General features: G+C 70.7%; 19 protein-coding genes and 1 riboswitch. Of the genes, 6 read left to right on the plus strand and 13 right to left on the minus strand.

From position 1 onward, the window contains the following. Window positions 1-157 precede the first annotated feature (157 nt). Window positions 158-1,462, plus strand: coding sequence for a GGDEF domain-containing phosphodiesterase (locus BDD16_RS01910; RefSeq protein ID WP_179632377.1), 1,305 nt, complete (start codon window positions 158-160; stop codon window positions 1,460-1,462). Here BDD16_RS01910 and BDD16_RS01915 read toward each other — a convergent pair. From BDD16_RS01915 to thiC, 5 genes are read right to left on the minus strand one after another with little or no spacing between them, the layout of a single operon-like run. Next, window positions 1,452-3,113: a PfkB family carbohydrate kinase gene (locus BDD16_RS01915; protein WP_179632378.1), complete on the minus strand. Its 1,662-nt coding sequence runs from the start codon at window positions 3,111-3,113 to the stop codon at window positions 1,452-1,454. The genes BDD16_RS01910 and BDD16_RS01915 overlap by 11 nt on opposite strands. A gap of 8 nt (window positions 3,114-3,121) precedes the next feature. After that, entirely contained in the window at window positions 3,122-3,937 is an 816-nt protein-coding gene (locus BDD16_RS01920) for a thiazole synthase (RefSeq protein ID WP_179632379.1), read from the minus strand. A gap of 5 nt (window positions 3,938-3,942) precedes the next feature. Continuing rightward, the gene (gene thiS, locus BDD16_RS01925) at window positions 3,943-4,149 is read right to left on the minus strand and encodes a sulfur carrier protein ThiS (protein WP_179632380.1); all 207 of its coding nucleotides are present in this window, start codon (window positions 4,147-4,149) and stop codon (window positions 3,943-3,945) included. Then, window positions 4,146-5,246: an FAD-dependent oxidoreductase gene (locus BDD16_RS01930; protein ID WP_179632381.1), complete on the minus strand. Its 1,101-nt coding sequence runs from the start codon at window positions 5,244-5,246 to the stop codon at window positions 4,146-4,148. The genes thiS and BDD16_RS01930 overlap by 4 nt, the downstream gene beginning before the upstream one ends. Further along, entirely contained in the window at window positions 5,243-7,123 is a 1,881-nt protein-coding gene (gene thiC / locus BDD16_RS01935; protein WP_179632382.1) for a phosphomethylpyrimidine synthase ThiC, read from the minus strand. The genes BDD16_RS01930 and thiC overlap by 4 nt, the downstream gene beginning before the upstream one ends. Window positions 7,124-7,207: 84 nt before the next feature. Further along, a riboswitch (TPP riboswitch) is annotated at window positions 7,208-7,340 on the minus strand. 110 nt (window positions 7,341-7,450) lie between these two features. On the opposite strand from thiC, the gene BDD16_RS01940 reads away from it, so the two are divergent. Then, the gene (locus BDD16_RS01940) at window positions 7,451-10,021 is read left to right on the plus strand and encodes a chemotaxis protein CheB (RefSeq protein WP_218897662.1); all 2,571 of its coding nucleotides are present in this window, start codon (window positions 7,451-7,453) and stop codon (window positions 10,019-10,021) included. A 10-nt stretch (window positions 10,022-10,031) separates the two neighbouring features. Next, the gene (locus tag BDD16_RS01945) at window positions 10,032-10,655 is read left to right on the plus strand and encodes a PAS domain-containing protein (protein WP_179632384.1); all 624 of its coding nucleotides are present in this window, start codon (window positions 10,032-10,034) and stop codon (window positions 10,653-10,655) included. On the opposite strand, the gene BDD16_RS01950 is transcribed toward BDD16_RS01945, so the two are convergent. From BDD16_RS01950 to BDD16_RS01960, 3 genes are read right to left on the minus strand one after another with little or no spacing between them, the layout of a single operon-like run. Then, window positions 10,601-11,320: a Crp/Fnr family transcriptional regulator gene (locus BDD16_RS01950; protein ID WP_179632385.1), complete on the minus strand. Its 720-nt coding sequence runs from the start codon at window positions 11,318-11,320 to the stop codon at window positions 10,601-10,603. The two genes, BDD16_RS01945 and BDD16_RS01950, sit on opposite strands and share 55 nt — an antisense overlap. An 11-nt stretch (window positions 11,321-11,331) precedes the next feature. Continuing rightward, a complete protein-coding gene (locus BDD16_RS01955; protein WP_179632386.1) occupies window positions 11,332-12,147 on the minus strand; it encodes a response regulator in 816 nt (271 codons plus the stop codon). Then, complete coding sequence (locus BDD16_RS01960; RefSeq protein WP_179632387.1) at window positions 12,144-14,243, minus strand: hybrid sensor histidine kinase/response regulator; 2,100 nt, start codon at window positions 14,241-14,243, stop codon at window positions 12,144-12,146. The genes BDD16_RS01955 and BDD16_RS01960 overlap by 4 nt, the downstream gene beginning before the upstream one ends. A 126-nt stretch (window positions 14,244-14,369) precedes the next feature. Between BDD16_RS01960 and BDD16_RS01965 the strand changes: the two genes are divergently transcribed. Next, window positions 14,370-18,122 (plus strand): DUF748 domain-containing protein, encoded by a 3,753-nt coding sequence (locus tag BDD16_RS01965; RefSeq protein WP_179632388.1) that lies wholly within the window; start codon window positions 14,370-14,372, stop codon window positions 18,120-18,122. A 20-nt stretch (window positions 18,123-18,142) separates the two neighbouring features. Beyond that, window positions 18,143-18,445, plus strand: coding sequence for a hypothetical protein (locus tag BDD16_RS01970; protein WP_179632389.1), 303 nt, complete (start codon window positions 18,143-18,145; stop codon window positions 18,443-18,445). Here the strand turns inward: BDD16_RS01970 and BDD16_RS01975 are convergent. From BDD16_RS01975 to BDD16_RS01985, 3 genes are read right to left on the minus strand one after another with little or no spacing between them, the layout of a single operon-like run. Beyond that, complete coding sequence (locus BDD16_RS01975; RefSeq protein ID WP_179632390.1) at window positions 18,442-19,719, minus strand: RNA-guided endonuclease InsQ/TnpB family protein; 1,278 nt, start codon at window positions 19,717-19,719, stop codon at window positions 18,442-18,444. The genes BDD16_RS01970 and BDD16_RS01975 overlap by 4 nt on opposite strands. A 44-nt stretch (window positions 19,720-19,763) precedes the next feature. Next, the gene (locus tag BDD16_RS01980; RefSeq protein ID WP_179632391.1) at window positions 19,764-20,003 is read right to left on the minus strand and encodes a bestrophin family ion channel; all 240 of its coding nucleotides are present in this window, start codon (window positions 20,001-20,003) and stop codon (window positions 19,764-19,766) included. Beyond that, on the minus strand, window positions 20,000-21,523 hold the full coding sequence (locus BDD16_RS01985) for an acetyl-CoA hydrolase/transferase family protein (protein WP_179632392.1): 1,524 nt from the start codon (window positions 21,521-21,523) through the stop codon (window positions 20,000-20,002). Before BDD16_RS01985 ends, BDD16_RS01980 begins: the two co-directional genes overlap by 4 nt. 115 nt (window positions 21,524-21,638) lie before the next feature. On the opposite strand from BDD16_RS01985, the gene BDD16_RS01990 reads away from it, so the two are divergent. Further along, window positions 21,639-22,607, plus strand: a complete 969-nt coding sequence (locus BDD16_RS01990; RefSeq protein ID WP_179632393.1) for a LysR substrate-binding domain-containing protein — start codon at window positions 21,639-21,641, stop codon at window positions 22,605-22,607. Here the strand turns inward: BDD16_RS01990 and BDD16_RS01995 are convergent. Together BDD16_RS01995 and BDD16_RS02000 are read right to left on the minus strand one after the other, a co-directional pair. Then, window positions 22,597-23,721: a GNAT family N-acetyltransferase gene (locus BDD16_RS01995; protein ID WP_179632394.1), complete on the minus strand. Its 1,125-nt coding sequence runs from the start codon at window positions 23,719-23,721 to the stop codon at window positions 22,597-22,599. The two genes, BDD16_RS01990 and BDD16_RS01995, sit on opposite strands and share 11 nt — an antisense overlap. Beyond that, the gene (locus BDD16_RS02000) at window positions 23,718-25,682 is read right to left on the minus strand and encodes an MFS transporter (RefSeq protein ID WP_179632395.1); all 1,965 of its coding nucleotides are present in this window, start codon (window positions 25,680-25,682) and stop codon (window positions 23,718-23,720) included. The genes BDD16_RS01995 and BDD16_RS02000 overlap by 4 nt, the downstream gene beginning before the upstream one ends. Between the last annotated feature and the right edge of the window lie 60 nt (window positions 25,683-25,742).

Below are 25,742 nucleotides of genomic sequence, written 5' to 3' on the forward strand. Positions count from 1 at the left end.
TCGTGAAAACCATCACGCTTTTTATGAAGCAAGCCTGATAGCGGCCATTGGAACGTTTTCGTTTCAGCCGGGTCAGACACCCTGTGGTAGCATTTTTTCCATCCCTAGACGCTCCCTCGGTGAACCGACTTTCATGAATCAATTGCGCATCGTGGTCATGGAACCTGGCCCCCTGCTGGCGGAGGATCACGACGCCACCATGCGGCAGCTCGGCCTGATCGACGCCCGCACGGGATTGCCGCACCGGGACCTGCTGCTCGACCGGCTCGGGCAGGCCACCGCGGGCGTGGCGCGCGGCGGATCGGCCTTCGCGCTGATGTACATCGGCACCAGTCCGGCCACACCGGCCGTGCAGGGCAGCGCGATGGAGACGGTCATGCAGCAGTTCGCCTGCCAGCTGCACCGCCTCAGCCGGCGCACCGACAGCTTCTCGCGCATGAGCGCCTCCGAGTTCGCGGCACTGCTGCCGGGCAATCCGTCGGTGGCCGGGCTGATGGCCATGGGCCAGAAGATCGCGACCGAGTTCGCCGACCGGGTGCAGGTGCACATCGGCGTGGCGCTGTGTCCGCGGCATGCCGGCGACGCCGACACCCTGCTCATGCAGGCCCGGAGCGCGCTGGAGCAGGCGCGTCTGGCCCAGGTCACCACCGCCCTGTTCGAACCCCGCACGGCCCAGACCCCCTCGGGTTTTGCGCCGATCACGGACAGCGCCGTGCGCTCGGCGTTCCAGCCCGTGCAGGACCTGCGCGACGGCGGCCTCTCCCGCCTGCAGATCTCGACCACGGGGCTCACGCCCGCCCAGGACGACTTCGCCCCCACCGAACTCGGCTCGACCAGCCAGACCAGCCGCAAGGACCTGATGGTCCGGCTGATCGCCGCCACCGACGCCGCACTGCGCCACGCACAACCCTGGCGGCAGCAGGGGCTGGTGCAGCGCCTGTCGCTGCCGCTGCCGGGACGCCTGCTGGACGAGCCGGGACTGGCCTCCGCGCTGCTGGCCCTGCTGGACCGCCACCGCTGGCCGGCGCGCCACTTCATGGTCGAAGCACAGGCCGCCGCCGTCGCCCAGCGCGGTGGTGACGTCATCGAGGCGCTCACGCGGGCTGGCGTGGCACTGGCGCTCGATGACGGTGGCTCCGGGCTGAACCTGCACGTCGCGCTGGCCGGGCTCGATCCGGTGGCGGAATTCAGGTTCGATGCCGCCGCGCTGGGCCTGCTGCCCCGCCCGGAACAGCGCACGGCCGTCGTGCGCTCGATCCTCGCGCTGGCACGGGGCTGGAACGCCCGGGTAGTCGCCGACGGCGTCGATGATCTGGACACGCTGGCTTGGCTGGGCGAACTGGGCTGCGACGGCGCACAGGGTGCCGCCTGCGGCAAGGTGATGCCCGCCGAGCAGGTGCTCGCCTGGTGCGCCGGTCACACGGGGAGCACGCGCGCGCACTCCCCGCCGGTCAGGCGCTGACGGCGTCCGACGGATCCAGACTCGGCTGCGGCCAGTCCGGCGCCGGCCTGCGCGGCGCGGCGCGACCGGCGTTCCAGGCGGCCACGGCGGCCACCAGACGGCCGGCGACCGGCTCGGCCTCCCCGGGACGCGAAGCCAGTGCCCGCACCAGACAGGCACACGCCGCCCCGCTGCCCGCCACGGCCTCGACCTGCGCCAGCTCCAGCAGCCCGCCGATGCCCACCACCGGCACCGGCGACATCGCCGCCCACCAGCGCAGGTTGTGCAGCCCCTGCGGATGCCAGGGCATGTCCTTGGTCGTCGTCGCCCAGACCGGGCCGCAGGCGATGTACGCCGGCGCCAGCGCCGCCGCCCGGCACAGCTCCCAGAGGCTGTGCGAACTCACCCCCAGCCGCAGCCCGCGGACCTGCGCCGACGCCAGCTGTGCCCGCCCGTCCGGGCCGAGCGCGAGCACGTCTTCCTGCCCGAGGTGCAGCGCGATCTCGGCCGGGTCGATGGTGCCGGCCTCGATCGCGTCGAGCACCAGCGCGTGGTGGTCATTGACGACGATCACGGGACGCGCCGCCGTGGGCATGGCCGCGGCCTGCGCCAGCGTGCGGTCGATCTGGGCACGGACTTCGGCAGCAAACGCCCGGTCGTCCAGCGCCGGGTGCGACGCCCGCTTGATGCGCAGCTGCAGCGCGCACAGCGCCGGTTCGGCCGCCGCCAGCAGCGGTGTGGCCTGGTCCGCGGCGTCCACGATCGCGTACAGGCCGGCGGGCCACGGCAACGCCGGCCTGCTGGTGCCGGACACCGGCGAGTCGTCGCAGCTCAGGCGCGGCAACCAGCGCGGATCCGCTGCAAAGCCAGCGTCGAACCCGACCGGCCCGACCCCCTGCCCCGCCGCGTGGCCGACTGCCAGCCCCGCCGTCGTCGCCATCTTGGCCAGCACCAGCGCGTCGGCCGTGACAAAGCCGCGCGCCATCGCCGACGCCGCGGTGGTGGCGAAGGTGCAGCCCGTGCCATGCGTGTGCCGCACGTCGAGCCGCGGCAGCGCCAGCCAGCCGCGGGCGTGCGGCGTGTCGAGCCAGTCGAGCGCATCGGCGCCATCCGGGCTGTCGCCGCCGGTGATGCAGACCGCCTCCGCACCCAGCGCGCGCAATGCGGCGGCTTGTGCGGGCACGTCGGCGAGCGACTGGGCTTCCGGCTGACCGAGCAGCCGCGCCGCCTCGCGCCGGTTCGGCGTGACGAGGTCGGCGCGTGGCAGCAGGTGCGTGCGGTAAGCGTCGATCAGCGCGGCGTCCGCGAAGGCTGCGCCGCCCGCGCTCGCGCCGAGCACCGGGTCGATCACCAGCCGCACGCGCGGTCCGCCGTCCGCGTCAAGCCGGTCCAGCCAGCGCGCCAGCAAGGCCACGCCGTCAACGCTGCCGATCAGGCCCGTCTTGATGACCGCTGGGCGCAGATCCTCGGCCAGCGCCGCGAACTGCGCCTCCAGCACCTCGGGCGCCACCGGCACGACCCGCTGCACGCCGAGCGAGTTCTGCGCCGTGACGGCCGCGACCACCGGGCAGAGGTGGACCGCGCAGCCCTCGGCGGCACGCGCATCGGCGCTCAGGCCGGCGCCGCCGCCGCTGTCGTTGCCGGCGACGCTCCAGAGGACCGGACGGTGCATGGCGCCGCTCACAGCAGGAACGGCCGACCGCCGACCGGCGTCGTCGCCACCGCCATCGACTGCGGCGCCATCACGCCCGCCTCGAAGCCGAGCCGCCCCGCCTGTACCGCCTGCCCGAAGGCCGCCGCCATCCGCACCGGCTCGCGCGCCTGCGACACCGCCGAGTTCAGCAGCACCGCGTCATAGCCCAGCTCCATCGCCTGCACCGCGTGCGCGGGTGAGCCGATGCCGGCGTCCACCACCATCGGCACGTCCGGCCAGCGCTCCCGCAGCGTGCGCAGCGCCCACGGATTGATCAGCCCTTGACCGGACCCGATCGGCGCGCCCCACGGCATCAGCACCTCGCAGCCCACGTCGAGCAGGCGCTGGCAGGTGACGAGGTCGTCGGTGCAGTACGGGAAAACCGCAAAGCCGTCGCGGATGAGCTGCTCGGCGGCGGTGACCAGCTCCCACGGGTCGGGCTGCAGCGTCTGCTCGTCACCGACAACTTCGAGCTTGATCCACGGCGTGTCGTACAGCTCGCGCGCCAGGTGCGACAGCTCGATGGCCTCGCGCGCGGTGCGGCAACCGGCGGTGTTCGGCAGCAGCCGCGCGCCGCGTGCGCGCAGGGCGGACTGGATCGCGGCGATGTGGCCGTTGTCGCCCGCGCCCGAGGCACCCGCATGGATGCGGCGCAGACCAACCGTCACCACCTCGGTGCCCGAGGCGACGATGGCCTCGTGCAGCGCCTGGGGCGACGGGTAGCCTGCCGTGCCGAGCAGCAGGCGGCTGTGGAGCGTGACGCCGTAGGCGGTCCACGGGGACGGGGCAAGCTCGGGATGCATGGTGTTCAGCCTCCGACGATGGGTTGGAACAGCGTGACGGTGTCGCCGTCGTCGAGCACGCGCTCGGCGCGGGCGGCACGCGGCACGTGGCGGCCGTTGACGGCAGAGCCGACCGCTTCGGGCGTCAGGTCGCGCTGCGCGATGAGGGCGGCCAGCGTCGTGCCCGTGGGCAGTTCGGTCATCTCGCCATTGAGAAGCACGTGGAGGCTCATGTCAGCTCCTGGGACATCAAGGGCAGCGCCACCTGCTGCAGCGCCTGCTCGATCAGGGCCGGTGCGAGCAGCCAGCCGTGGCGGAACAGGCCATTGATCGCCACCCGCCCCGGCTCGACGGTCAGCTTCGGCGCGTTGTCCGGCAGCGCGGGGCGCAGATTGGTTTCCATGTGATGGATGCGCGCCTCGGCCAGCGCGGGCAGCACGCTGTGCGCCGCCGCCATCAGTTCGACCGCCGAGCGCAGGCTCACCGGCGAGCGGTCCTCGCTCTCGATCTCGCTGGCGCCGATGACGATGCGGTCGTCCGGGCGCGGGACGATGTAGACGCGGTGGCGGGCGTGCAGCAGCCGCAGCGGGCGGGTCAACGGCACGCCGGGTGCGTGCAGCCAGATCACCTCGCCGCGCACGCCCCGCAGCGGTTGCTCCGCAGAGCGCCCGCCCAGGCCGCGCACATCGAACACGAGATCGAACCCGGCCGAGGTGCCGTTATCCAGCGTGATCTGGCCGGGGGCCGTCTGCGTCGCAGTGCGGCCCCAGTGCCACTGCACGTCGCGGGCGAACGCACACAGCGCGGGCAACACCGCTTGCGGCATCACCTGCGCCTCGCCGTCGAGGAACCACGCGTGCAGGCCGGGCAGCAGCGCCGGCTCCAGCTCGGCCAGGCCGGGTCGTGTCAGACGCGTCGGCACGGCCATGCCGGCCGGCGCGGTGGACAGCCGCGACAGCACCCGCTGCGCCGAGCCGAGATCCGGCCCGTGCGCGAGCAGCAGGCTGCCGTGCTGGCGGAAATAGCGCGCCGCGTCGCCCTGCCCGTCGAGCACCGCCAGCCGCTGCGCCACCTCGGCCCACAGCGTGACCGAGCGCAGGCCAAGCGTCGCCACCTCCGGCCCCGCCGCGTCCAGCTCGGCCAGCGGGCTGAGCATCCCGGCGGCCGTGAAGCCGGCCGGACCCAGCCCGTCGCTGCGCGGCTCCGGTCCCGGCGCCGGATCGAAGACCTCGACCCGGTGCCCGGCGTGCGAGAGCTGCCACGCGAGCAACCGCCCCAGCACACCCGCGCCAGCGATGCCGATGTGGGCAGACCCTGTCACGGAGGTCATGCCTTGTGGATCGGGATGTACAGCTCGCCGCCCACCGCCTTGAACTCGGCCGACTTCTCCGCCATGCCCTGCGCCAGCGCCGCCTGCTCGTCCACGCCGAGCTTGTCGGCGTAGTCGCGCACGTCCTGCGTGATCTTCATCGAGCAGAACTTCGGCCCGCACATCGAGCAGAAGTGCGCCTCCTTCGACGAGTCCTTCGGCAGCGTCTCGTCGTGGTAGGACTCGGCGGTTTCCGGGTCGAGGCCGAGGGCGAACTGGTCGCGCCAGCGGAACTCGAAGCGCGCCTTGCTCATCGCGTCGTCGCGGGCCCGCGAGCCGGGGTGGCCCTTGGCGTTGTTGGCGGCGTGGGCGGCGATCTTGTAGGCAATGATCCCCTGCTTCACGTCGTCGCGGTCCGGCAGGCCCAGGTGCTCCTTCGGCGTCACGTAGCACAGCATCGCGGTGCCCATCCAGCCGATCATGGCCGCGCCGATCGCCGAGGCGATGTGGTCGTAGCCGGGCGCGATGTCGATGGTCAGCGGGCCGAGGGTGTAGAACGGCGCCTCGTCGCAGTGCTTGATCTGCTCGTCCATGTTGGCCTGGATCAGGTGCATCGGCACGTGGCCCGGGCCTTCGATCATGGTCTGCACGTCGTGCTTCCACGCGGTCTTGGTCAGCTCGCCCAGCGTGCGCAGTTCGGCGAACTGCGCTTCGTCATTGGCGTCGGCCGACGAACCCGGACGCAGGCCGTCGCCCAGCGAGAAGGTCACGTCGTAGGCCTTCATGATTTCGCAGATCTCGTCGAAGTGCGTGTACAGGAAGTTTTCCTTGTGGTGCGTGATCATCCACTTGGCGAGGATCGAGCCGCCCCGCGAGACGATACCGGTGCGGCGCTTGGTCGTCAGGTGGATGAACGGCAGGCGCACACCCGCGTGGATGGTGAAGTAGTCCACCCCCTGCTCCGCCTGCTCGATCAGCGTGTCGCGGAAGATGTTCCAGGTGAGGTCTTCCGCCACGCCGCCGACCTTCTCCAGCGCCTGGTAGATCGGCACGGTCCCGATCGGCACGGGCGAGTTGCGGATGATCCAGTCGCGCGTCGTGTGGATGTTGCGGCCGGTGGACAGGTCCATCACGGTGTCGCCGCCCCAGCGCATCGACCAGACCAGCTTCTCGACCTCTTCCTCGATCGAGGAGGTCACCGCCGAGTTGCCGATGTTGGCGTTGATCTTCACGAGGAAGTTGCGGCCGATGATCATCGGCTCGACTTCGGGGTGGTTGATGTTGGCGGGGATCACGGCGCGGCCACGGGCCACCTCGTCGCGCACGAACTCCGGCGTGATGATCTCGGGGATGCGGGCGCCCATCGCGTTGCCCTTCAAGCGGGCCTCGCGCTCGGCGTCACCCAGGTATTCGCGCATCCACTCGCGCTTGCCGTTCTCGCGGATGGCGATGTATTCCATCTCCGGCGTGACGATGCCTTGGCGGGCGTAGTGCATCTGCGAGACGTTCTGCCCAGCCTTGGCGCGGCGCGGCGTGCGCTGCAGACCGGCGGCTTCGGCGCGCAGGGCGTTGATGCGGTCGCCGTGCAGGTCTTCGTTCTTGACGCCGTCATCCAGGGCTGCACGCTGGCGGCCGACGTAGGTTTCCGTGTCGCCACGCGCTTCGATCCAGCCGGCGCGCACCGGAGCCAGGCCCTTGCGCACGTCGATCTCGGCGGTCGGGTCGGTGTAGGGGCCGGAGGTGTCGTAGACCGTGACGCGCTCGCCATTGGTCAGCGCGATCTCGCGCATCGGCACCTTGACGCCGGGCAGTGCGCCGTCGACGTAGACCTTGGTGGACGCGGGAAAGGGCTCGCGGGTCAGCGAGAGCAGTGCTTGGAGCTTGTCGGGGGCGTTCATCGGGCAGATCTCCTTCGGTGGGCGCGGAATGGCTACGCTCCGAAGGGTGCCCCGGGCCGGCAATCCGGGAGACGGATGCCTGGTGGTCTGGGTGCGGGCTCTTCTTACGCCGGTACTAACCGGGTCAAGTACAGCGGGTTCGGTCGTTCGACCATCTCAGCACATCGGGCCACAGTCAGTGAAGCACTGCCGGCCCGGGGCACCCCGGAGCGTGGGGCGCATTGTGGTGAGCCGGCGCGGCGGCGTCAAGGCAACCGCCCCGCTGCCGAGTAGGTTGTAATGCGTGACGCCACACTCCGTGCCACCGCAGCGACCCGGTCCCCACCCATGCCATTGCCCCTGACCAGCCCCTCCGGCCCCGCCGCGCCGGGCCATGTCCGCATCGTCGGTCTGGGGGCCTCCGCGGGTGGGCTGGAGGTGCTGGGGCAGTTCCTGAGCCACGTGCCGGCAGCCAGCGGGCTGGCCTATGTCATCGTGCAGCACCTGGACCCGACCCACAAGGCGATGCTGGCCGAGTTGCTGCAGCGGGGCTGCAACCTGCCGGTGCGGGTGGCCGCCGAGGGGATGGCGGTGGAGCCGGACGTGGTCTACGTGATCCCGCCGAACGCGGAACTCACCGTCGCCAGCGACCGGCTGCACCTGGGCACCCCCGCCCAGCCGCGCGGCCTGCGTCTGCCGATCGACGTGCTGTTCAGCTCGCTGGCCCGCGACCAGGGCGAGCGGGCGATCGGCGTGGTGCTCTCGGGCATGGGCTCGGACGGCACCCTCGGCCTGCAGGCGATCCGTTCCCGCGGCGGCCTGACGCTGACCCAGCCGCCCGAGTCGGCGCCGTTCGATTCCATGCCCCGTGCCGCCATCGCCGCCGGCGCAGTCGACATCGTGGCGCTGCCGGCCGAGCTGCCCGCACGCATCCTGCGCATCACGGCCAGCCAGCTCCCCGCGCCACCGCCCGCCGCCGCCCTCTCCGCGGACGACGCGCACCACGACCCCCATCCGCTGACCACCATCCTCGCGATGCTGCGCGAACGCAGCAAGCACGACCTGTCCCTCTACAAGCCCAGCACCCTGAAGCGCCGCATCGATCGGCGCGTGGCGGTGCACGGGCTGGAATCGGTGGCGGAGTACGAACAGTTCCTGCAACGCAATCCGCAGGAACTGGATCTGCTGTTCAAGGAGATGCTGATCGGCGTCACCAGCTTCTTCCGTGATCCGCCCGTCTGGCAGGCGCTGCAGGACACCGTGCTACCCGCCTTGCTCGCCCGCACCGCACCCGGCGCGCAGCTGCGCGCCTGGGTGGTCGGCTGCTCGACCGGAGAAGAGGCGTATTCGCTGGCCATCGCCTTCCGCGAGGCCATGGACACGCTGCCCGACCCCAAGGCGTTCACGCTGCAGATCTTCGCCACCGACCTCAGCAAGGACGCCATCGCGTTCGCCCGCAAGGGGCACTACCCCGCGCGGATCGCCAACGACATCGCGCCCGAGCGGCTGGCCCGCTTCTTCGGCGCGGAGGGCGATGGCTACACCGTCGACAAGTCGCTGCGCGCGGTCGTGCTGTTCGCGCAGCACGACGTGATCCTGGACCCGCCCTTCACGCGGCTCGACCTGCTGTCCTGCCGCAACGTGCTGATCTACTTCAACGCAGCACTGCAGCGGCGGCTGGTGCCGCTGTTTCATTACAGCCTGCGCGCGCAGGGGGTGCTGCTGCTGGGCGGCTCGGAAACCGTCGGCCGCTCGCTGGCACTGTTCACCCCGCTCGACCCCGGTGCGCGCCTCTACCAGCGCAGCGGCCAGCCCCTCCAGCTGGACACGCTGTACTTCCCGGTGCACCGCCACTTCCCGTCGCGCAGCCTTGCGCAGGAGCCGCATGTGTCCCCTTCCTCACCGCCCAACCCCGCCAACCTGCAGGCCATGGCCGAACAGATGCTGCTGCAGCAGTTCTCGCCCCCGGCGGTGCTGGTCAACGACAGCGGCGACATCGTCTACATCAGCGGGCGCACCGGCCAGTACCTCGAACCCGCCGCCGGCAAGGCGAACTGGAACATCCACGTCATGGCCCGCCCCGGCCTGCGCACGCAGATCGCCGCTGCGCTGCGCCAGACGCTGCAGGACAAGCGGCCCGTCGAACTGCACGGACTGCGGCTGGAACACGACCCGCGCCGCACGGTGGATGTGACGGTGCAGTGGATCGACGAGCCGAAGCCGCTGACGGGCATGGTGATGATCGTGTTCCGCGATGCGGCAGAGCTGCCAGCCAGCGGCGTGCGGCGGCGGCGGGCGGCACGGACCGTCGATCCGTCCGCCAGCGACGAACTCGTGCGGCTGCAGGAAGAGATCCGTGTGCTGCGCCAGGAGATGCGTTCCTCGGAGGAGGAGCTGCAGGCCGCCAACGAGGAGCTGCAGTCCACCAACGAGGAACTGCAGTCGGCCAACGAGGAACTGACCACCTCCAAGGAAGAGGCGCAGTCGATGAACGAGGAGCTGCAGACCATCAACAACGAGCTGAACTCCAAGCTCGACGACCTCGCGCTGGCACAGAGCGACATGCAGAACCTGCTCAACAGCACCGACATCGCCACGCTCTTCCTCGACAACGCGCTGAACGTGCGCCGCTACACCGAGCAGGTCACGCGCATCATCCACCTCCGCGAAGGCGACATCGGCCGCCCGCTCAGCGATCTGGCCAGCACCCTCGTCTACCCGGAACTGAACGCCGATGCGCGGGAAACGCTGCGCACGCTGGCGGTGTCCGAGAAGCAGATCGCCACGACGGACGGTCACTGGTTCAGCGTGCGGATCATGCCGTACCGGACCGTGGCCAACGTGATCCAGGGCGTGGTGATCACCCTCGTCGACATCACGGTCGCGAAAGAACTCGAATCCCGGCTGCGCTCGGCGTAGAGTGCTCTCCATGCCCCACCCCACCATCGAATCCGACCGGCAGCAGACCTTGCGCACGCAGGCCGAGTCCCGCCTGACCGGACACTCCGCCCCGACGGGCCGGCAGGCCACCGCCTCGGCGGCGCTCGGCGTGCTGCACCAGCTCGCGTCGTCGCCGGCGACGGCCGCAGACGCACTGGCCCTGCTGCACGAGCTGCAGGTGCACCAGGTGGAGGTCGAGCTGCAGAACGAGGAACTGCACCGCAACCGCACCGAGCTGGAAGCCGACCTGCTGCGCCTGACCCAGTGCCACGACCACGCGCCGGTGGGCTGCTTCACCATCGACCGCGGTCTGGTGCTGTGCGAGGTCAACCGCACCGGCGCACGCCTGCTCGGTGTCGAGCGCGAGGCCTTGCCCGGCCACTCGCTGGAGGCGTTCCTTGCCCCACAGGGCGCCGAGACCTTGCGGGCCCTGCTGGCGCAGGTCGATGCCGGTCAGGGCGTCGATGCCCGCGCGGCCAGCCCGCTGGAGCTGGTCGCACGCGACGGCCAACGCCACCGCGTCGAGGCCTCGGCCGCTGCAGATCCGGCCGGGGGGCGCTACCTGCTGGCCTTGTCCAGCAGCCGCGACCACTCCCTGCGCACCACGCCGTAACACTCGCAGGCGCGGGATTCCAGCCCCGCGCGGTCCAGCACCGCGATGTGCCCGCGGCGGTAGCGGATGCAGCCGGCGAGCTGCAGCTTGCCGGCCGCTTCGGTGATGCTTTCGCGGCGCACACCCAGCAGGCTGGCGATCAGCTCCTGCGTCACCACCAGCTCCCGCTCCGGCACCCGGTCGGCGCTCAGCAGCAGCCAGCGGCTGAGCTGCTGGTCGATCGAGTGGTGGCGGTTGCACACCGCCGTCTGGCAGACCTGCGTCATCAAGGCCTGGGTGTAGCGCAGCAGCGGATCGCGGACCTGGACCACTCGCCCGAACACGGCCTTCAGCACGCTGCGTTCCAGCCGGTAGGCGTACCCGGCGGTCTGCACCATGGCCGAACTGGGCGTCGTGTCGCCGCCCATGAAGAGCGCCATGCCGACCACCCCTTCGTTGCCCACCCCCGCGGTTTCGACCGAGGCGCCGGACTGCGTCACGTAATGCAGCGACACGATCGCCGTGGTGGGGAAATAGGCGTGCAGCAAGGGCCGGCCCGGCCCGTAGACCAGTTGCCCGAGCGGCATCGCCACCAGTTCCAGATGGGACGCCAGCAGGGCGAACACCGCGGCGGGCAACGCGGCGAGCAGGTGGTTCTGTTCCGTGCAGAGGATGGGATCGGACATGGTGACGCCGCTCAGGCGGTGATCTCCACGCCGATGCCGCGGTAGCCGACAAAGCGGCAGGCCTCGCCGAACATCGGCTCGCCGCTGACCCGGAAGCGCTGGACCGCACCACCAGGGTGGACCCGGCTGAAGGTGAAATCCAGAAAGGGCTGGCGCGCGGCGATGGTGTCCCGCAGGGTCTGGCGCTCCAGCGCGTTCCAGCCGTCGCCCCGGGCCGGATCGGCCGCCCCTGCCAGCGGATCGACGGAGATCCCGAGCATCTCCAGCACCGGGCCGGACACCCGCGTGAAGTGGCCGTGTTCGTCCTGCTCCCAGTACCAGTCCGAGGCCAGCTCGGCCAGGCTGCGGAAGCGGGCCTCGCTCTCGCGCAGTTCGGCGGTGCGCTCCGCGACGGTGGCCTCCAGCACCGCGTTGGCGTGCGCCAGATGCCGGTAGAGCAGGCGGACTTCCAGCATGTTCCGGATGCGCGTGCGGACTTCGAGCAGGTCGAAGGGCTTGCTGATGAAGTCCCGCGCGCCGGCCTGCAATGCGCGCAGCTTGTGCCCCGGCTGCGCGGTCAGCACGATCACCGGCATGTAGTCGTCCAGCAGACAGGATTTCAGGCACTCCATCACCTGGAAGCCGTCCATCTCCGGCATCTGCAGGTCCAGCAGGATCAGGTCGAAGGGCTGGTGCCGGTGCAGTGCGCAGACCTCTGCCGGTTGCCGGGTCGCACGGACGCAGGTGTAGCCGCTGTCGGCCAGCAGGCGCTGCAGCAGCAGCACATTGGCCTCCTGGTCATCGACGATGAGGATGCTGGCAGCGCGCAGTTCCGAGTCGGTGATCATCGGGTGCCACGTGGTGCAAGACCGCTGGTGGCATCGGCGGTCGCGGTGTGCCTCTGCAGGGCGGCATCGATCGCCGCCATGAACTCGTCGACCTTGATCGGCTTGGTGAGGTAGTGGAAAAAGCCCACCTCCAGCCCCTTCTCGATGTCCCGCGGCATGGCGTTGGCACTGAGCGCAATCACCGGGATGCCGGCCGTGGCGGGTTCGCGCGCCAGCAGCTTCAGTGCCTGGATGCCGTTGACACCGGGCAGGTTGATGTCCATCAGGATCACGTCAGGCAATGCAGAACGGGCGATCTCGACACCCCGCTGGCCATCGCGCGCGCTCAGCAGGCGGAGGTCTGGCCGACGCGCGATGAGCTGCTCGACCAGCATCAGATTGGCCGGGTTGTCCTCGACACACAGCACCATGCGGACGGGCAGGCCGTCGGGCGCAGGCTCGGACGCGGTCGGCTCGGGCGCCTGAATGCACGCTGCCAGCCCGGGTGCCGCCGTCGTGTTCAGCTCGACCCAGAACACGCTGCCCACGCCCACCGTGCTCTGCACGCCGATCTCGCCGCCCATCAGCTCCACCAGCCGCTTGCTCACCACCAGGCCGATGCCGGTACCTTCGGCCGCGCTGCCCTCCTGCCCGAGGCGGTTGAAGGGCTGGAACAGCTGGGCAAGCTTGTCTGGCGCGAGGCCGGCACCGGTGTCGCGGAAGCTGATGCGCGTGCGGAGGCCAATCTGCTTGCACGACACCTCCACCCCGCCGCCGACACGGTTGTACTTGATGGCATTCGACAGCAGGTTGATGAACACCTGTTTCACCCGCGTGCGGTCGGCCTTGACAAAACAGGGGCAGGCAAACACCGGGAACTGCAGGTGGATGTGGTTGCCATGGGCCTGCGGCTCGATCATGGCTTCGCAGTCGGCCAGCACCTCGGTCAGCGACATCGCCTCCTGGGACAGCGAGAGCTTGCCGGACTCGATCAGCGCCAGGTCGAGGATCTCGTTGATCAGCTCCAGCAGGTACCAGCCGGCCTGCAGGATCTGGTCGATGCTGGCCTTCTGGCTCGGCGTCGGCTTGGGCGTGCCGGACTCCACGAGCTGCGCGAAGCCGAGGATCGCGTTCAGCGGCGAGCGCAGCTCGTGGCTCATGCTCGACAGGAAGTCGGACTTGGCCAGGTTCGCCTGCTCGGCGGCGAACTTGGCGCTCTCCAGCTCCACATTGGTTTCCTGCAAGGCCTGGTCGAGGAACTTGCGCTCGGTGACGTCGCGGGCCGCGGCGAACACGCCCTGCAGCGTGCGGTCGCGGTCGTAGAAGGTGGTGGCGTTGAACGAGACCACGGTTTCCTTGCCGTCGCGGGCGCGGGCGGTGAGTTCGTAGTTGGTGACCTTGTTCTTGTTCAGCACCAGCTTGATGGCCGCCGCCGCCCGCCCCGGGTCGGTGAAGTAGTTCTTGAACGGCGCGCCGATCAGCTCGTCGCGCGTGCAGCCGGTGAGCGCCTCGGTCTGCTTGTTGACGTCGGACAGGATGCCCGAGGGGTCGGTCGTCATCAGCGCGTCCACGTTCGACTCGATCAGCGAGCGCGTGTAGAACTGCTGGTCGCGCAGGCGCTGGTCCAGCTTCTTCTGCTCGGCCTCGACCTGCTTGCGGGCGCTGTTGTCGGTGCCGATCAGCAGATAGCCGATGAGGAGGTCCTCGGCGTCGCGCAGCGCGGTGACCGAGACGACGGCCGGAAACCGGCTGCCGTCCTTGCGGATGTAGCTCAGCTCGTAGATGTCCTCGATGCCGCGTGACGCCTTGAACACCAGCGCCTCGAAGCCGGGCGTGATCGGCGTCGACAGCTCGGCGCTCAGCTCCCGCGCCCGGGAGACCATCTCCAGCGGGTCGGAGATGTCGGCGGGCGTGATCTTGTTCACCACATCGGCCGAGGCGTACCCCAGCATGCGCTCGGCACCGACATTGAAGATCTGGATCACCCCCTTGGTGTCGGTGGCGATGCTGGAAAAATTGGCGCTGTTGAAGATGGCCGCCTGCAGGGCCCCGGTCTTCAGGATGGACGCCTGGCGCTGCACTTCAGCCCGGGCGAGGCCATTTTCGGTATCGGGCATGCAGATTCCTGTGCAAAGCGTGTGACGATTCGGCACGAATCGTCCCGGATACACCGGCAAGGTGTCTGTACGGTGCCGTACATAGCGGACGACAAGTTTCACGAGGAGAAGGCAACTGTGGCGACTGTGGCAACTGGACTGAAGCGACTGGGAGGGGCCGTGCTGGCGGTGCTGGGGCTGCTGGCGCTGGCCTGGGTCGGTGTGCCGCCGCTGCTGAAGTCGCAGATCGAGCAGCACGCCAGCGCGGCGCTCGGCCGTCCGGTGACGGTCGGCCGGATCGACTTCACGCCCTGGACGCTGGAGCTGACTGCCGAGCAGCTCGCCATCGGTGCCGCGCCGGGGGCCGCGTCGGCCGAGCCGCTGCTGACGATCGCCCGGCTCCACGCCAACGCCGACCTGCGCTCGGTGCTGAACCTGGCGCCCGTGCTCACCGCGCTGGAGATCGACCAGCCCGAAGTCCGCCTGACCCGCACCGCCACCGGCCACTACGACATCGACGACCTGATCGCCCGTTTCAGCCAGCCGGCCCCCGTCCCCGCTCCACCCGACGCCGCGCCGGCCCGCTTCGCGCTGCACAACGTGCAGCTGCGTGGCGGCGCGGTGCACTTCACCGACCAGCCGCTGCAGCGCGAGCACCGGCTCACCGGCCTCACGCTGGCGGTGCCCTTCCTGTCCAACCTGCCGGCGGCGATCGACACCGAGGTGACGCCACGGCTGGCCTTCCAGCTCGACGGCACCGCCTTCGACTCCGACGCCAAGGTCCGCCCCTTCGCGGCGCAGCACCCCACGCAGGCGCAGTTCAAGCTCGACGGCTTCGACCTCGCGCCCTGGCTCGGCTACTGGCCCGACGCGCTGCCGGTGAAGCTGCAGCGCGGCAAGGTGTCGAGCGAGATGGCGCTGCACTTCGAGGCGCCACCGGACCAGCCGCCGACCTTGCGCCTGAGCGGCCGCCTGAACGCCGACGACCTCGCCCTGACCGACCGCGCCGGCGCCGCGCTGCTGTCCTGGGGCGCACTGGACGTGGCGCTGCGCGACGTCCAGCCGCTGGCCCGGCGGATCACGCTCGGCGCGGTGACGCTGGACGGCCTGGTGCTCGACGTCACGCGCGACGCCCGCGGGCGGATCAACCTCGTCCAGCTCGGCGACACCCCGCCTGCCCCGACGGAAACTGCGGCCAGCACGCCCGCCACCCCCTGGCACATCGCGCTGGACGCCATCGCCCTGCAGAACACCCGCGTGCGCTGGCACGACGCCGTCCAGCAGCCCGCGGCACAGCTGCTGCTGGACGGCCTGTCGCTGGTCACCGGCCCGGTGCACTGGCCGCTCGACCAGCCGGTCACCGTGCAGGCCGCGACCACGCTGCGCGGCATGGCGGACGGATCGCCCGACCTCGGCCGCCTGCAGCTGCAGGGACAGGCCGACGACCAGGCCGCACAGATCGACCTGCAGCTCGACCAGCTCGCGCTGTCCGCGCTGGCGCCCTACCTGAATACGGTGCTGCAGCCGCGGCTGAGCGGCGCGCTGTCCGCGCAAGGGCAGCTGCGCTGGGCAGCGGCTGCAGGCGACACGCCGATGCAGCTCACGCTCGCGCTGCAGAAGGGCCAGCTCGACACGCTCCGGCTCACCGATCCCGCCGCCGCCGCGAATGCGCCGCCGCTGGCCACCCTGGGCCAATTGCGCGTGGACGACGCCGCGGTCGATGTGGCCGCGCGCACGGTGGTGCTGGGCAAGGTGCAGCTGGTCCAGCCGGACACCCTCCTCGCCCGCGACGCCAAGGGACAGTGGAACGTGGCGCAGTGGCTCGTGCCCGACACCGCGGTGTCGACACCCGGCGCCAAACCCGGCGCAAAACCGGCGGCCCAGGCACCGGAGGCGGCCCCGCCCTGGCAGATCACCCTGAAGGACCTGCAACTGCAGAACGGCCACCTGCGCTATGCCGATGCGCAGGCCGGCACCCGCGCGGTCCAGCTCGACATCACCCAGCTCGCCGCCGGGCTGCAGAACGTCCAGCTCCGCGGCGACCGCACGCTGGCGCCGCTGCGCTGGCAGCTCGGCGGCAACGTCGCGGGCGACCTGCCGCGGGCGCGCCCGGCCAAGGGGGCCACCGCCACACGCACGCTCGACGGCCACGGCGAACTCGCGCTGCAGCCGCTGCAAGTACGCGGTGCGCTGCGCATCGACGGATTCCCGGTCCACGCGGTGGAGCCCTACTTCGGCGACGCGCTCGGGCTGGACCTGCGCCGCGCGCTGTTCGGCTACCAGGGGGAGCTGGCGCTGCAGGAAGCGCCGGCCGGCTGGACGGTCGCGCTGCGCGGCGACGGGCGGATCGGCGATCTGCAGCTCTACACCCGCCGGCACGCGGCCGGCGGCACCACCACGGAAGACGCAGACGCGCTGCTGCGCTGGCAGACGCTGACGCTGCAGGGCCTGGACGTGGCGATCAAGCCCTCGCAGCGCCCGCGGGTGCTGGTGCGCGAGCTGGCGCTGGACAACTTCTTCTCGAAGCTCGTCATCACCGAGGACGGCCGTTTCAACTTGCAGGACGTCGGGGCCAGCCCGGCTGCGGCAGCGTCAGCGCCAGTTGCTGCGGCCTCCGGTGCGGCACCTGCGGCCAGCGCCGCCGTCGCAGCGGCCAGCGCCAGTGCAGGTCCGCCGGTCGATCTCACCATCAGCGCCACGCGCATCAGCCGCGGCACGGTCGATTTCACCGACCGCTTCATCCAGCCCAACTACAGCGCCGACCTGAGCGAGCTGCAGGGCACGCTGGGCGAATTTCGCACCGGCAACCGCGACATGGCCACGCTCGCGCTGCGTGGCAAGGTCCAGCGCACCGGCAGCCTGGACATCAGCGGCCAGATCAACCCGACCGCCCAGCCGCTGGCGCTGGACCTGCGCGCCCGCGCCACCGACCTGGAGCTGACGCCGCTGTCGCCCTATGCCGGCAAGTACGCCGGCTACGGCATCGAGCGCGGCAAGCTGGGCATGGACGTGTCCTACCGCATCGCGCCCGACGGCACGCTCGACGCGAAGAACCAGGTCGTCATCAACCAGCTCGTCTTCGGCGACCGGGTCGAGAGCCCGAGCGCCACGCAGCTGCCGGTGCTGCTGGCGGTGGCGCTGCTGAAGGACCGCAACGGCGTGATCGACCTGAACATCCCCATCAGCGGCTCGGTCAACGACCTGCAGTTCAGCGTCTTCGGGCTGGTGCTGAAGGTGATCGGCAATGTGCTGACCAAGGCCGTCACGGCCCCGTTCTCCTTCCTGTCCGGCGACGGCACGGACGACCTGAGCGCCGTGGCGTTCGAGCCGGGCACCGCCACCCTCACGGCGGAAGGCCGGAGCACCGCCGACAAGGTCGCGCAAGCACTGATCGACCGGCCGGCACTGACCCTGACGCTGCACGGCCTGGCCGACGGCCCGACGGAAACGGACTCCTACCGGGCCGCCGCGCTGGAAAGACGCCTGCTGGCCGCGGCCCTGCGCGAGCGGGCCGAAGCCGGTGTGGCGCCCGACGCCCTGGAGGCCCCGCTGTCCGCCGAGGAGCGCGCACGCCTGCTCCGCACGCTGGTCCGGCAACTGCCCAAGGCGCCGAAGCCGGCACCGGGCAAGGCCGCGGCATCGGCCCCTGCGGCACCCGCCAAGGCCTCCGGCGAGCCGACCGACGCCGAACTGGCGGCAACGCTGGCCGCCGCCATGCCCGTGTCGGCCGACGTCTGGCGCGAACTGGCCGCACAACGCGGCGAGGCGGTGCGCGACGCGCTGCTGGCACGGCAGCTGTCGAACGAGCGGATCTTCCTCGGAGCGCCCAAGGTGGGCCGCGGCGAGGGGGACGCCGCGGCATGGAAACCCTCGGCCGCGATGACGCTGTCGGCCCGCTAGCCGGACGGAGAGGGCCTGCCATGCACGCGTTCCTTGACCTGCTCGCCCGCCCGCTGCGCTGGCTGTTCCAGTGGCTGCTCGCGCTGATCGTCCTGTTCGAGGAGTGGGGCTGGGAGCCGCTGGCGCGCCTGATGGCGCAACTGGCGCAGCTGCCGCTGATCGGCTGGCTGGAACGCCGCATCGCGCGGCTGCCGCCCGCGCTGGCGCTGGGGGTGTTCCTCGCACCGGGGCTGATGCTGCTGCCAGTCAAGCTCGCTGCGCTGGCACTGGTGTCGCACGGCCACGTCCTTGTCGGGCTCTCCTTGACATCCTCCCCGCCCTAAAGGACGGGGATTCCGGCGGGCGCGACCGCTTGCGCGGCCGAGCTTTCGGCGGGTTCCTGCTTCCTCGCGGCTGCGCGTCGTCCCCTCACGGGTCTGGCGCGTCTGACCTCCGCTCCACAGGCTTCGGGCCTTGCGACCCAGACCGCGTGTCCCGCGGCCAATATGTTCTTCGCGGCGTTCAGGTCCGCGTTCTCGCTGTGCCCGCACGCTTCGCACGCGAAGCGGGCTTGCGTCGGCCGATTCTCCTTGGCGGTGTGGCCGCAGGCGCTGCACCGCTGGCTCGTGTACGCCGGCTCCACTGGCACCACTGCGCCACCTCGGGCCGCGGTCTTGTATTCCAGTTGTCGCCGTGCCTCGCCCCACGCCTGATCCAGGATCGAGCGGTTCAGCCCCGCCTTCTGTCGCACCCGCTTTCCTGGCGCGCTGGCCGTGCCCTGGGCGCTGGCGCTCATCGCCGCCACCTTCAGATCCTCGATCGCGATCACCGGATGCTCGTTCGCCCACCGCGTCGTCAGCTTGTGCAGCCAGTCATTGCGCTGCGCCGCGATCCGGGCATGCACCCTGCCCAGTCGGTCAATCGACTTGCGCCGGTTCTTCGAGCCTTTCACCTTGCGCGACACCGATCGCTGAACGCGCTTCAGGTACTTCTGCTGCCGCTTGAGCGCATTCAGCGGTGCCACACACTCGCCGTCTGTCGTCGCGGCGAACAGCTTCACACCGAAGTCGATCCCCAGTGTCGGCACCAGCCCCGCTGCCGGCATCACGTCCGGTTGTTCAACTTGGATCGACACGAACCAGCGGCCCCGCTCCTGCGTCAGCGTGTAGTTCCGAACCGTTCCCTCGACCGGCTGCGACTGACGCATCCGCACCCAGCCGAGTTTCGGTGGCTTCAGCCGCTGGTTGTCCGTGTCGAGCTTGCAGTCCAAAGCCTTCGGGAAGCGAAGTCCCGCATCTTGCCCACGTCCGCGAAACCGGGGATAGCCGCCTTGGCCTTCGAAGAAGCGCCGGTAACTCGCCTCCAGTCGCTTCAAGGTTTGCTGCTGCGCCTGCACAGGCGTCTCGGACAGCCACGCCGTGTCCGGGTCGTTGCGCCACGCCGTCAGCCAGCGGCACATCGCCGCGTAGCCCGAGAACTTCTCGCCCGCCGCCCTCAGCCGCTGCTGCTCGCCGATGGCCCGGTTCCACACCCAGCGGCACGCGCCAGCGAACCGGCGCAAGGCGTGTGCGGTGCCGGGCTTGGGGCGCAACTGGAAGCGGAAGGCTCGAATGGACATGATCGATACTGTATACAAAGCCAGTCAACCATGCCACAGGAAACTCATCCACCAAGCCAACGGCTCGCTGCGCGAGCCTGCGCTCTACCTCCCCGCCCTGAAGGACGGGGCTTCTCGCGCTTTCTGGTGAGCGTCACCTTCCACTGGAAGAAGCAGCCATGCGCCAGCGCCACCAGCAGCGCGAAGCCGACGGTGAAGAGCTGCTGCGCCAGGATCTGCCGCACCATCGACCCCCGCCGCACGAACAGCAGGTGCACCCAGTGCGGCCGCGGCCGGACGATCACGCGCCGTGGCCCATGCGCTCGCCCCGCAGCGCCTGCAGGTGCCAAGCGAAGGCCTCCTGCAGCAGGTGCGGCGTGTGCTTGCCGGGCGACTGGTCGAGCGCGCGGCGGTAGTAGTCGCGCAGCGCGGGCCGGAAATCGGGGTGGGCGCAGCGCTCGATGATGACCTGCGCCCGCTGCTTGGGCGACAGGCCGCGCAGGTCGGCCAGCCCCTGCTCGGTGACGAGGATCTGCACGTCGTGCTCGGTGTGGTCGACGTGCGGCGTCATCGGCACGATGCAGGAGATCAGGCCGTTCTTGGCGGTGGACGGCGTCATGAAGATCGACAGGTAGGCGTTGCGCGCGAAGTCGCCCGAGCCGCCGATGCCGTTCATGATCTGCGTGCCCATGAGGTGGGTCGAGTTGACGTTGCCGTAGAGGTCCGCCTCGATCATGCCGTTCATCGAGACCACGCCCAGGCGGCGGATCAGCTCGGGGTGGTTGCTGATCTCCTGCGGGCGCAGCAGGATGCGGCGGCGGTAGTCGGCCAGGTTGGCGTTGAAATCGGCCATCGCCGCGTTGCTCAGCGACAGCGCCGTGGCCGAGGCGAAGCCCAGCTTGCCGCAGCGGATCAGGTCGAGCATCCCGTCCTGCAGCACCTCGGTGAAGGCGGTGAGCTGCTCGAACGGGCCGTCCGCCAGCCCGGCCAGCACGGCGTTGGCGATGTTGCCCACGCCCGACTGCAGCGGCAGCAGCTCGGCCGGCAGCCGCCCCTTGCGCACCTCGTGCGAGAGGAACTCCAGGATGTGGCCGGCGATGCGCACGGAGTTGTCATCCGGCGCCGCGAAATTGATGTTGCGGTCCGGCGCGTGCGTCTCGACGACGGCGATCACCTTGTCCAGGTCGCAGCGCAGCGTGGTCTCGCCGATGCGGTCGCCAGGGCGCACGAGCGGGATGGGCTGGCGGTGCGGCGGGAGCTGGGTGCCGTAGTAGATGTCGTGCATCCCGAGCAGCTGCGGGTTCTGCGCGGTGTTGACCTCCAGGATCACCTTGTCCGCCTGCTCCAGCCAGGTCTTGTTGTTGCCGACCGAGGTCGAGGGCACCAGCCGGCCGTCTTCCAGGATGCCCGCCACCTCCACCACCGCCACGTCCAGGTGGCCGAGGAAGCCGAACCAGACGAACTGCGCGACATGCGAGAGGTGGATGTCGATGTACTCCATCTGGCCGGCGTTGATGCGCTGGCGGCACACCGGGTCGGACTGGTAGGGCAGGCGCATCTCGACGCCATCGACGGCGGCGAGCGCGCCGTCCAGCTCCGGCGCGGTGGAGGCGCCCGTCCAGATGCCGACCTTGAACGGCGCCCCGGCCGCGTGCACCGCCTGCATGCGCTGCGCCAGCGCCTTCGGCACCGCCTTGGGATAACCGGCGCCGGTGAAGCCGCTCATGCCGATGTGGTCGTCGGGGCGGATCAGCGCGGCGGCGGCGTCCGCCGACATCAGGCGGCCACGCAGGGCGGGAGGGAGGACGCGGCTCTCGTGGGACATGTCGGCGCAGCAGCAGGAGCTGGAGAAAGTGGAGACAGCCCGGCACTCTAGGCAGCCCGGTCGCCGCCGACAAACGAGCACTTATGATCCGACGGTTAAGTATTGCTTATCCATGATGCGCGACCGCCTCCCTCCCCTGCCCCTGTTCCGCACCTTCGAGGCCGCCGCCCGCCACCTCAGCTTCAAGCAGGCCGCCGACGAGCTGTGCGTCACACCCGCGGCGGTGAGCCAGCAGATCAAGGCGCTGGAGACGCACCTGGGCGTGCCGCTGTTCCTGCGGCTGACGCGGGCGCTGCGGCTGAGCGAACAGGGGGCGGCGATGCTGCCCTCGGTGCAGGCGGCGTTCGGCTGTCTGGACGAGGCGGTGCGCCGCGCCGGCGTGGTGCAGACCGGCGGGCGGCTCACGGTGGTGGCGCCGCCCTCCTTCGCCAGCCACTGGCTGGTGCCGCGCCTGCCGGCGTTCCACGCCGCCCACCCCGAGATCGAGCTGCACCTGGCCAGCCGCGCCGACACGGTGGACTCTGGGGGTGAAGCCGCCGTGCTCGCGGCACTGGACCGCCCGGCGGGCGACGAGGGCTGCGCGATGGCGATCGTCTACGGCGCGGGGCACCACGCCGGCTGCCGGGTGGACGCGCTGCTCGCGCCGGAGCTGGTGCCCGTGTGCGCGCCGGGTCTGGCGACCGCCGCCCGGCCGCTGCACACCCCGGCCGATCTGTGCCGGCAAGTGCTGATCCACAGCGACATCTACGGCAGCACCGGCCGCAGCGGGCAGCCCTGGGGCTGGCCGCAGTGGCTGCAGGCGGCGGGGGTGGACACACCGGTGGCGACGCCGGGGCGGCATTTCTCCGACGCGATGCTGGCGATCGAGGCGGCGCTGGCCGGTCAAGGCGTGGCGCTGGCGGCGCGGCCGATGGTGGCGCCGAGTCTGGCGGCGGGCACGCTGGTGGCGCCGTTTCCGGTGGCGATCCGCTCGCCGTACACCTACTGGCTGGTGGCGCGGGCGGATGTGGCGCGCCGGCCGGCGGCGGTGGCGTTCCGGCAGTGGGTCGTGGCGCAGGCGGCGCTGGACGCCATCAGCCCCTGAACTTGCTGCCGAGCCCCTTCAGCAGCGCGATCGGCCCGAGCCGGGACTGCAGGTTCCACACCGACAGGCGCCGCGTCAGGCTGCGGCCGTCGTACCAGTCCAGCACCGACGCGCTGGCGCCCTCGGGCTCGCGCACGCTGACCAGCGTCGAAGCCTCGGCCGTGGATTCGAAGGCCTGCTGCAGCGCCTCGACGGTGAGCAGCAGGCTCGGCGTGATGTCGGCGTGGGCGGGGTCGTAGCAGGCGTGGCGCTCGATCCAGGTGTCGCCGCAGCGCAGGCGGACCAGGCCGGCGAGTTCGCCGCCGTCGCTGGCGAGCAGCCACACCGCCGCATCGCCGCGCCGGGCCAGCACCGGCAGCCACGCGCGGTAGAAGGCGGCGCGGCGCGGGTCGCTGCCGATGGTCACGCCGCCGCCAGCCTGCACCAGCGCCTGCTCCAGCGCGAGGTAGCGCTCCAGCGCCTCCACGATGTCGTCCGGCCCCTGGGCCACCACCATGCAGGCGCCGGGCTGCTCCAGCTGCAGCCGCTGCTGCATGCGCGCCCACTGCGCCTGCACCGCGTCGCGGCGGGTGGCGACGTGCAGCTCCCAGTCGCCGTCCAGCCGCTGGTAGGGCGCCTCGATGTCGGGCAACGACTCGCTGGAGAACCCCCGCCCCGGCCGCTGCAGCTCGCGCAGCGGCCAGCAGCCCGAGACCAGCTCGCGCAGGTCGAGCACCTGCCACTCCGAGCGCAGCGCGACCAGCTCCTGCCAGAGCACGCTCCAGACGCGGTCCGCGTCCTCCAGCGCCAGCAGGCCGGGCCGGTCGCCCTCCCAGATGCCGATGTGGCGCAGCACCTGCACCGTCATGCCGTAGTGGCGCTCCGGCACCCGCACCAGCGGCAGCACGCCCACCAGCCGCTCCGCCGCGTCGTGCACGGCCATCACCCACAGCGCATGGCCCGGCTCGGCCAGGTGCTGCCACGCGTGGTGGACATAGCCCCAGGTCACGTACAGCCCGTACTCCACCGCCTGGTCCTCCAGCGACTCCCACGCCGACCGCAGCGCCAGCAAGGCGGACTCGTCACGCACGAGGGTGACGGACAGGACGGAGGCACGGGACTCGGGCAGGTTCATGGCGTCGAAGAGCGGGCAACGGGGACGGCCACCGGGCCGGGGTTCGGGCCCCCAGTGTGCAACAGCGTGCCTACAGCGGTCTGAAGGCGCTCCGGCGTGACCAGCGCCGCGGGGATGGCGGGGCCGGCGATCACCTCGACCCGGCTGAACAGCCCGCGCCGCAGCGGCCGGGCCATCGCGCGCCCGCCCTCGATGCGCGAGAAGGTGGAGCCCCACAGGTTGACCAGCGCCACCGGCACGACCGGCGCGGGCTGGCGCTCCAGGATTTTCATGATCCCGCCCTTGAAGGGCTGCAGCGTGCCGTCGCGGGTGATGCTGCCTTCCGGGAAGATGCCGAGCACGTCGCCCTCGGCGAGCACCTTCGCCGCCTCGGCAAAGGCGCGCTCGTAGACCACCGGGTCTTCCTTCTGCGGTGCGACCGGGATCGCCTTGACGAGCCGGAACAGCGCGCCGAGCACGGGCGTGGCGAAGATGCGGTGGTCCATCATGAAGCGGATCGGCCGCGGGCTGGCGGCGGCCAGCACGATCGCGTCGACGAAGCTGACGTGGTTGGCCGCGACGATGGCGGCCCCTTCGGTCGGGATGTGGGCGTCGCCGGTCAGCTTCAGGCGGTAGACGAAGCGCGTCAGCATGAAGGCCAGGAAGCGCAGCAGGTACTCCGGCACCAGCAGGAAGATGTAGCCGGCCACCAGCGCGTTGGCCAGCCCGGTCGCGAGGAACACCTGCGGGATCGTGGCCCCCGCGCCGAGCAGTGCGCCAGCGATCAGCGAGCTGGCGATCATGAACAGCGCGTTGAGGATGTTGTTGGCGGCGATGATGCGGGCGCGGTGGCTCTTCGGAGCGCGCAGCTGGATCAGCGCGTACATCGGCACGCTGTAAAGCCCCGCCGAGCCGGCCAGCAGCGCCAGATCCAGCATCACGCGCCAGTGTGCCGGCTGCGCGAGGAAGGCGCCGAGCGTGTACGACGCAGCACCCTGCGGCAGTGGCAGGCCCGTCGCGGCGAAGTACAGGTCGACCGAGAACACCGTCATCCCGATGGCGCCCAGTGGCACCAGGCCGATCTCGACGTGGCGCTTCGACAGCACCTCGCACAGCAGCGAGCCGGTGCCGATGCCGACCGAGAACACCACCAGCAGCAGCGAGGCGACCTGCTCGTTGCCGTGCAGCACCTCCTTGGCGAAGGCGGGGAACTGGCTCAGGAAGACCGCGCCGAAGAACCACATCCACGAGATGCCCAGCAGCGAGCGGAAGACGACGAGGTTGCCGTGCGCGAGCTTGAGGTTGCGCCAGGTCTCGGTGAAGGGGTTGGGGTTGATCTTCAGCGTCGGATCGGTGGCCGGCGTTGGCGGCACGAACTGCACGACCACCCGCCCCAGCAGCGCCACCGCCACGCAGCCGATCGCCACGGCCCGCGCCCCGCCCTCGGCCATGCCGATCAGCAGGCCGCCCACGACGTTGCCGAGCAGGATGGCGACGAACGTGCCCATCTCCACCATGCCGTTGCCGCCGGTGATCTCGCGCTCGCCGAGGTGCTGCGGCAGGTAGGCGAATTTCACGGGGCCGAACAGCGTCGAGTGCAGCCCCATCAGGAAGACGCAGGCCAGCAGCGTCACGACCCGCACGTTCACCGCGTCCTGCACGAAGGCCCAGGCCGCCAGCCCCATGATGCCGATCTCCAGCGACTTGACGAAGCGCATCAGCAGCGCCTTGTCGAGCTTGTCGGCGAGCTGGCCGCTGGTGGCCGAGAACAGCAGGAAGGGCAGGATGAACAGCGCCCCGATCGCCAGCCCCGCCAGCGACGGCGGCAGCCATTCGACCTGCAGCTGGTAGGTCACCAGCACCGTGAAGGCGAACTTGAACAGGTTGTCGTTGCCGGCGCCGAGGAACTGGGTCCAGAAGAAGGGGGCGAAGCGGCGCTGGCCGAGCAGCGCGAACTGGCTGGTCTGGTCGGGGTGACTCATCGGGAGCGGTCCTCGTCGGGGGGGCGGCGCGCCGGGATGGTGCCGCCGAAAACACTGTAG

The organism is Sphaerotilus montanus, assembly GCF_013410775.1.
Lineage (GTDB): Bacteria > Pseudomonadota > Gammaproteobacteria > Burkholderiales > Burkholderiaceae_C > Sphaerotilus > Sphaerotilus montanus.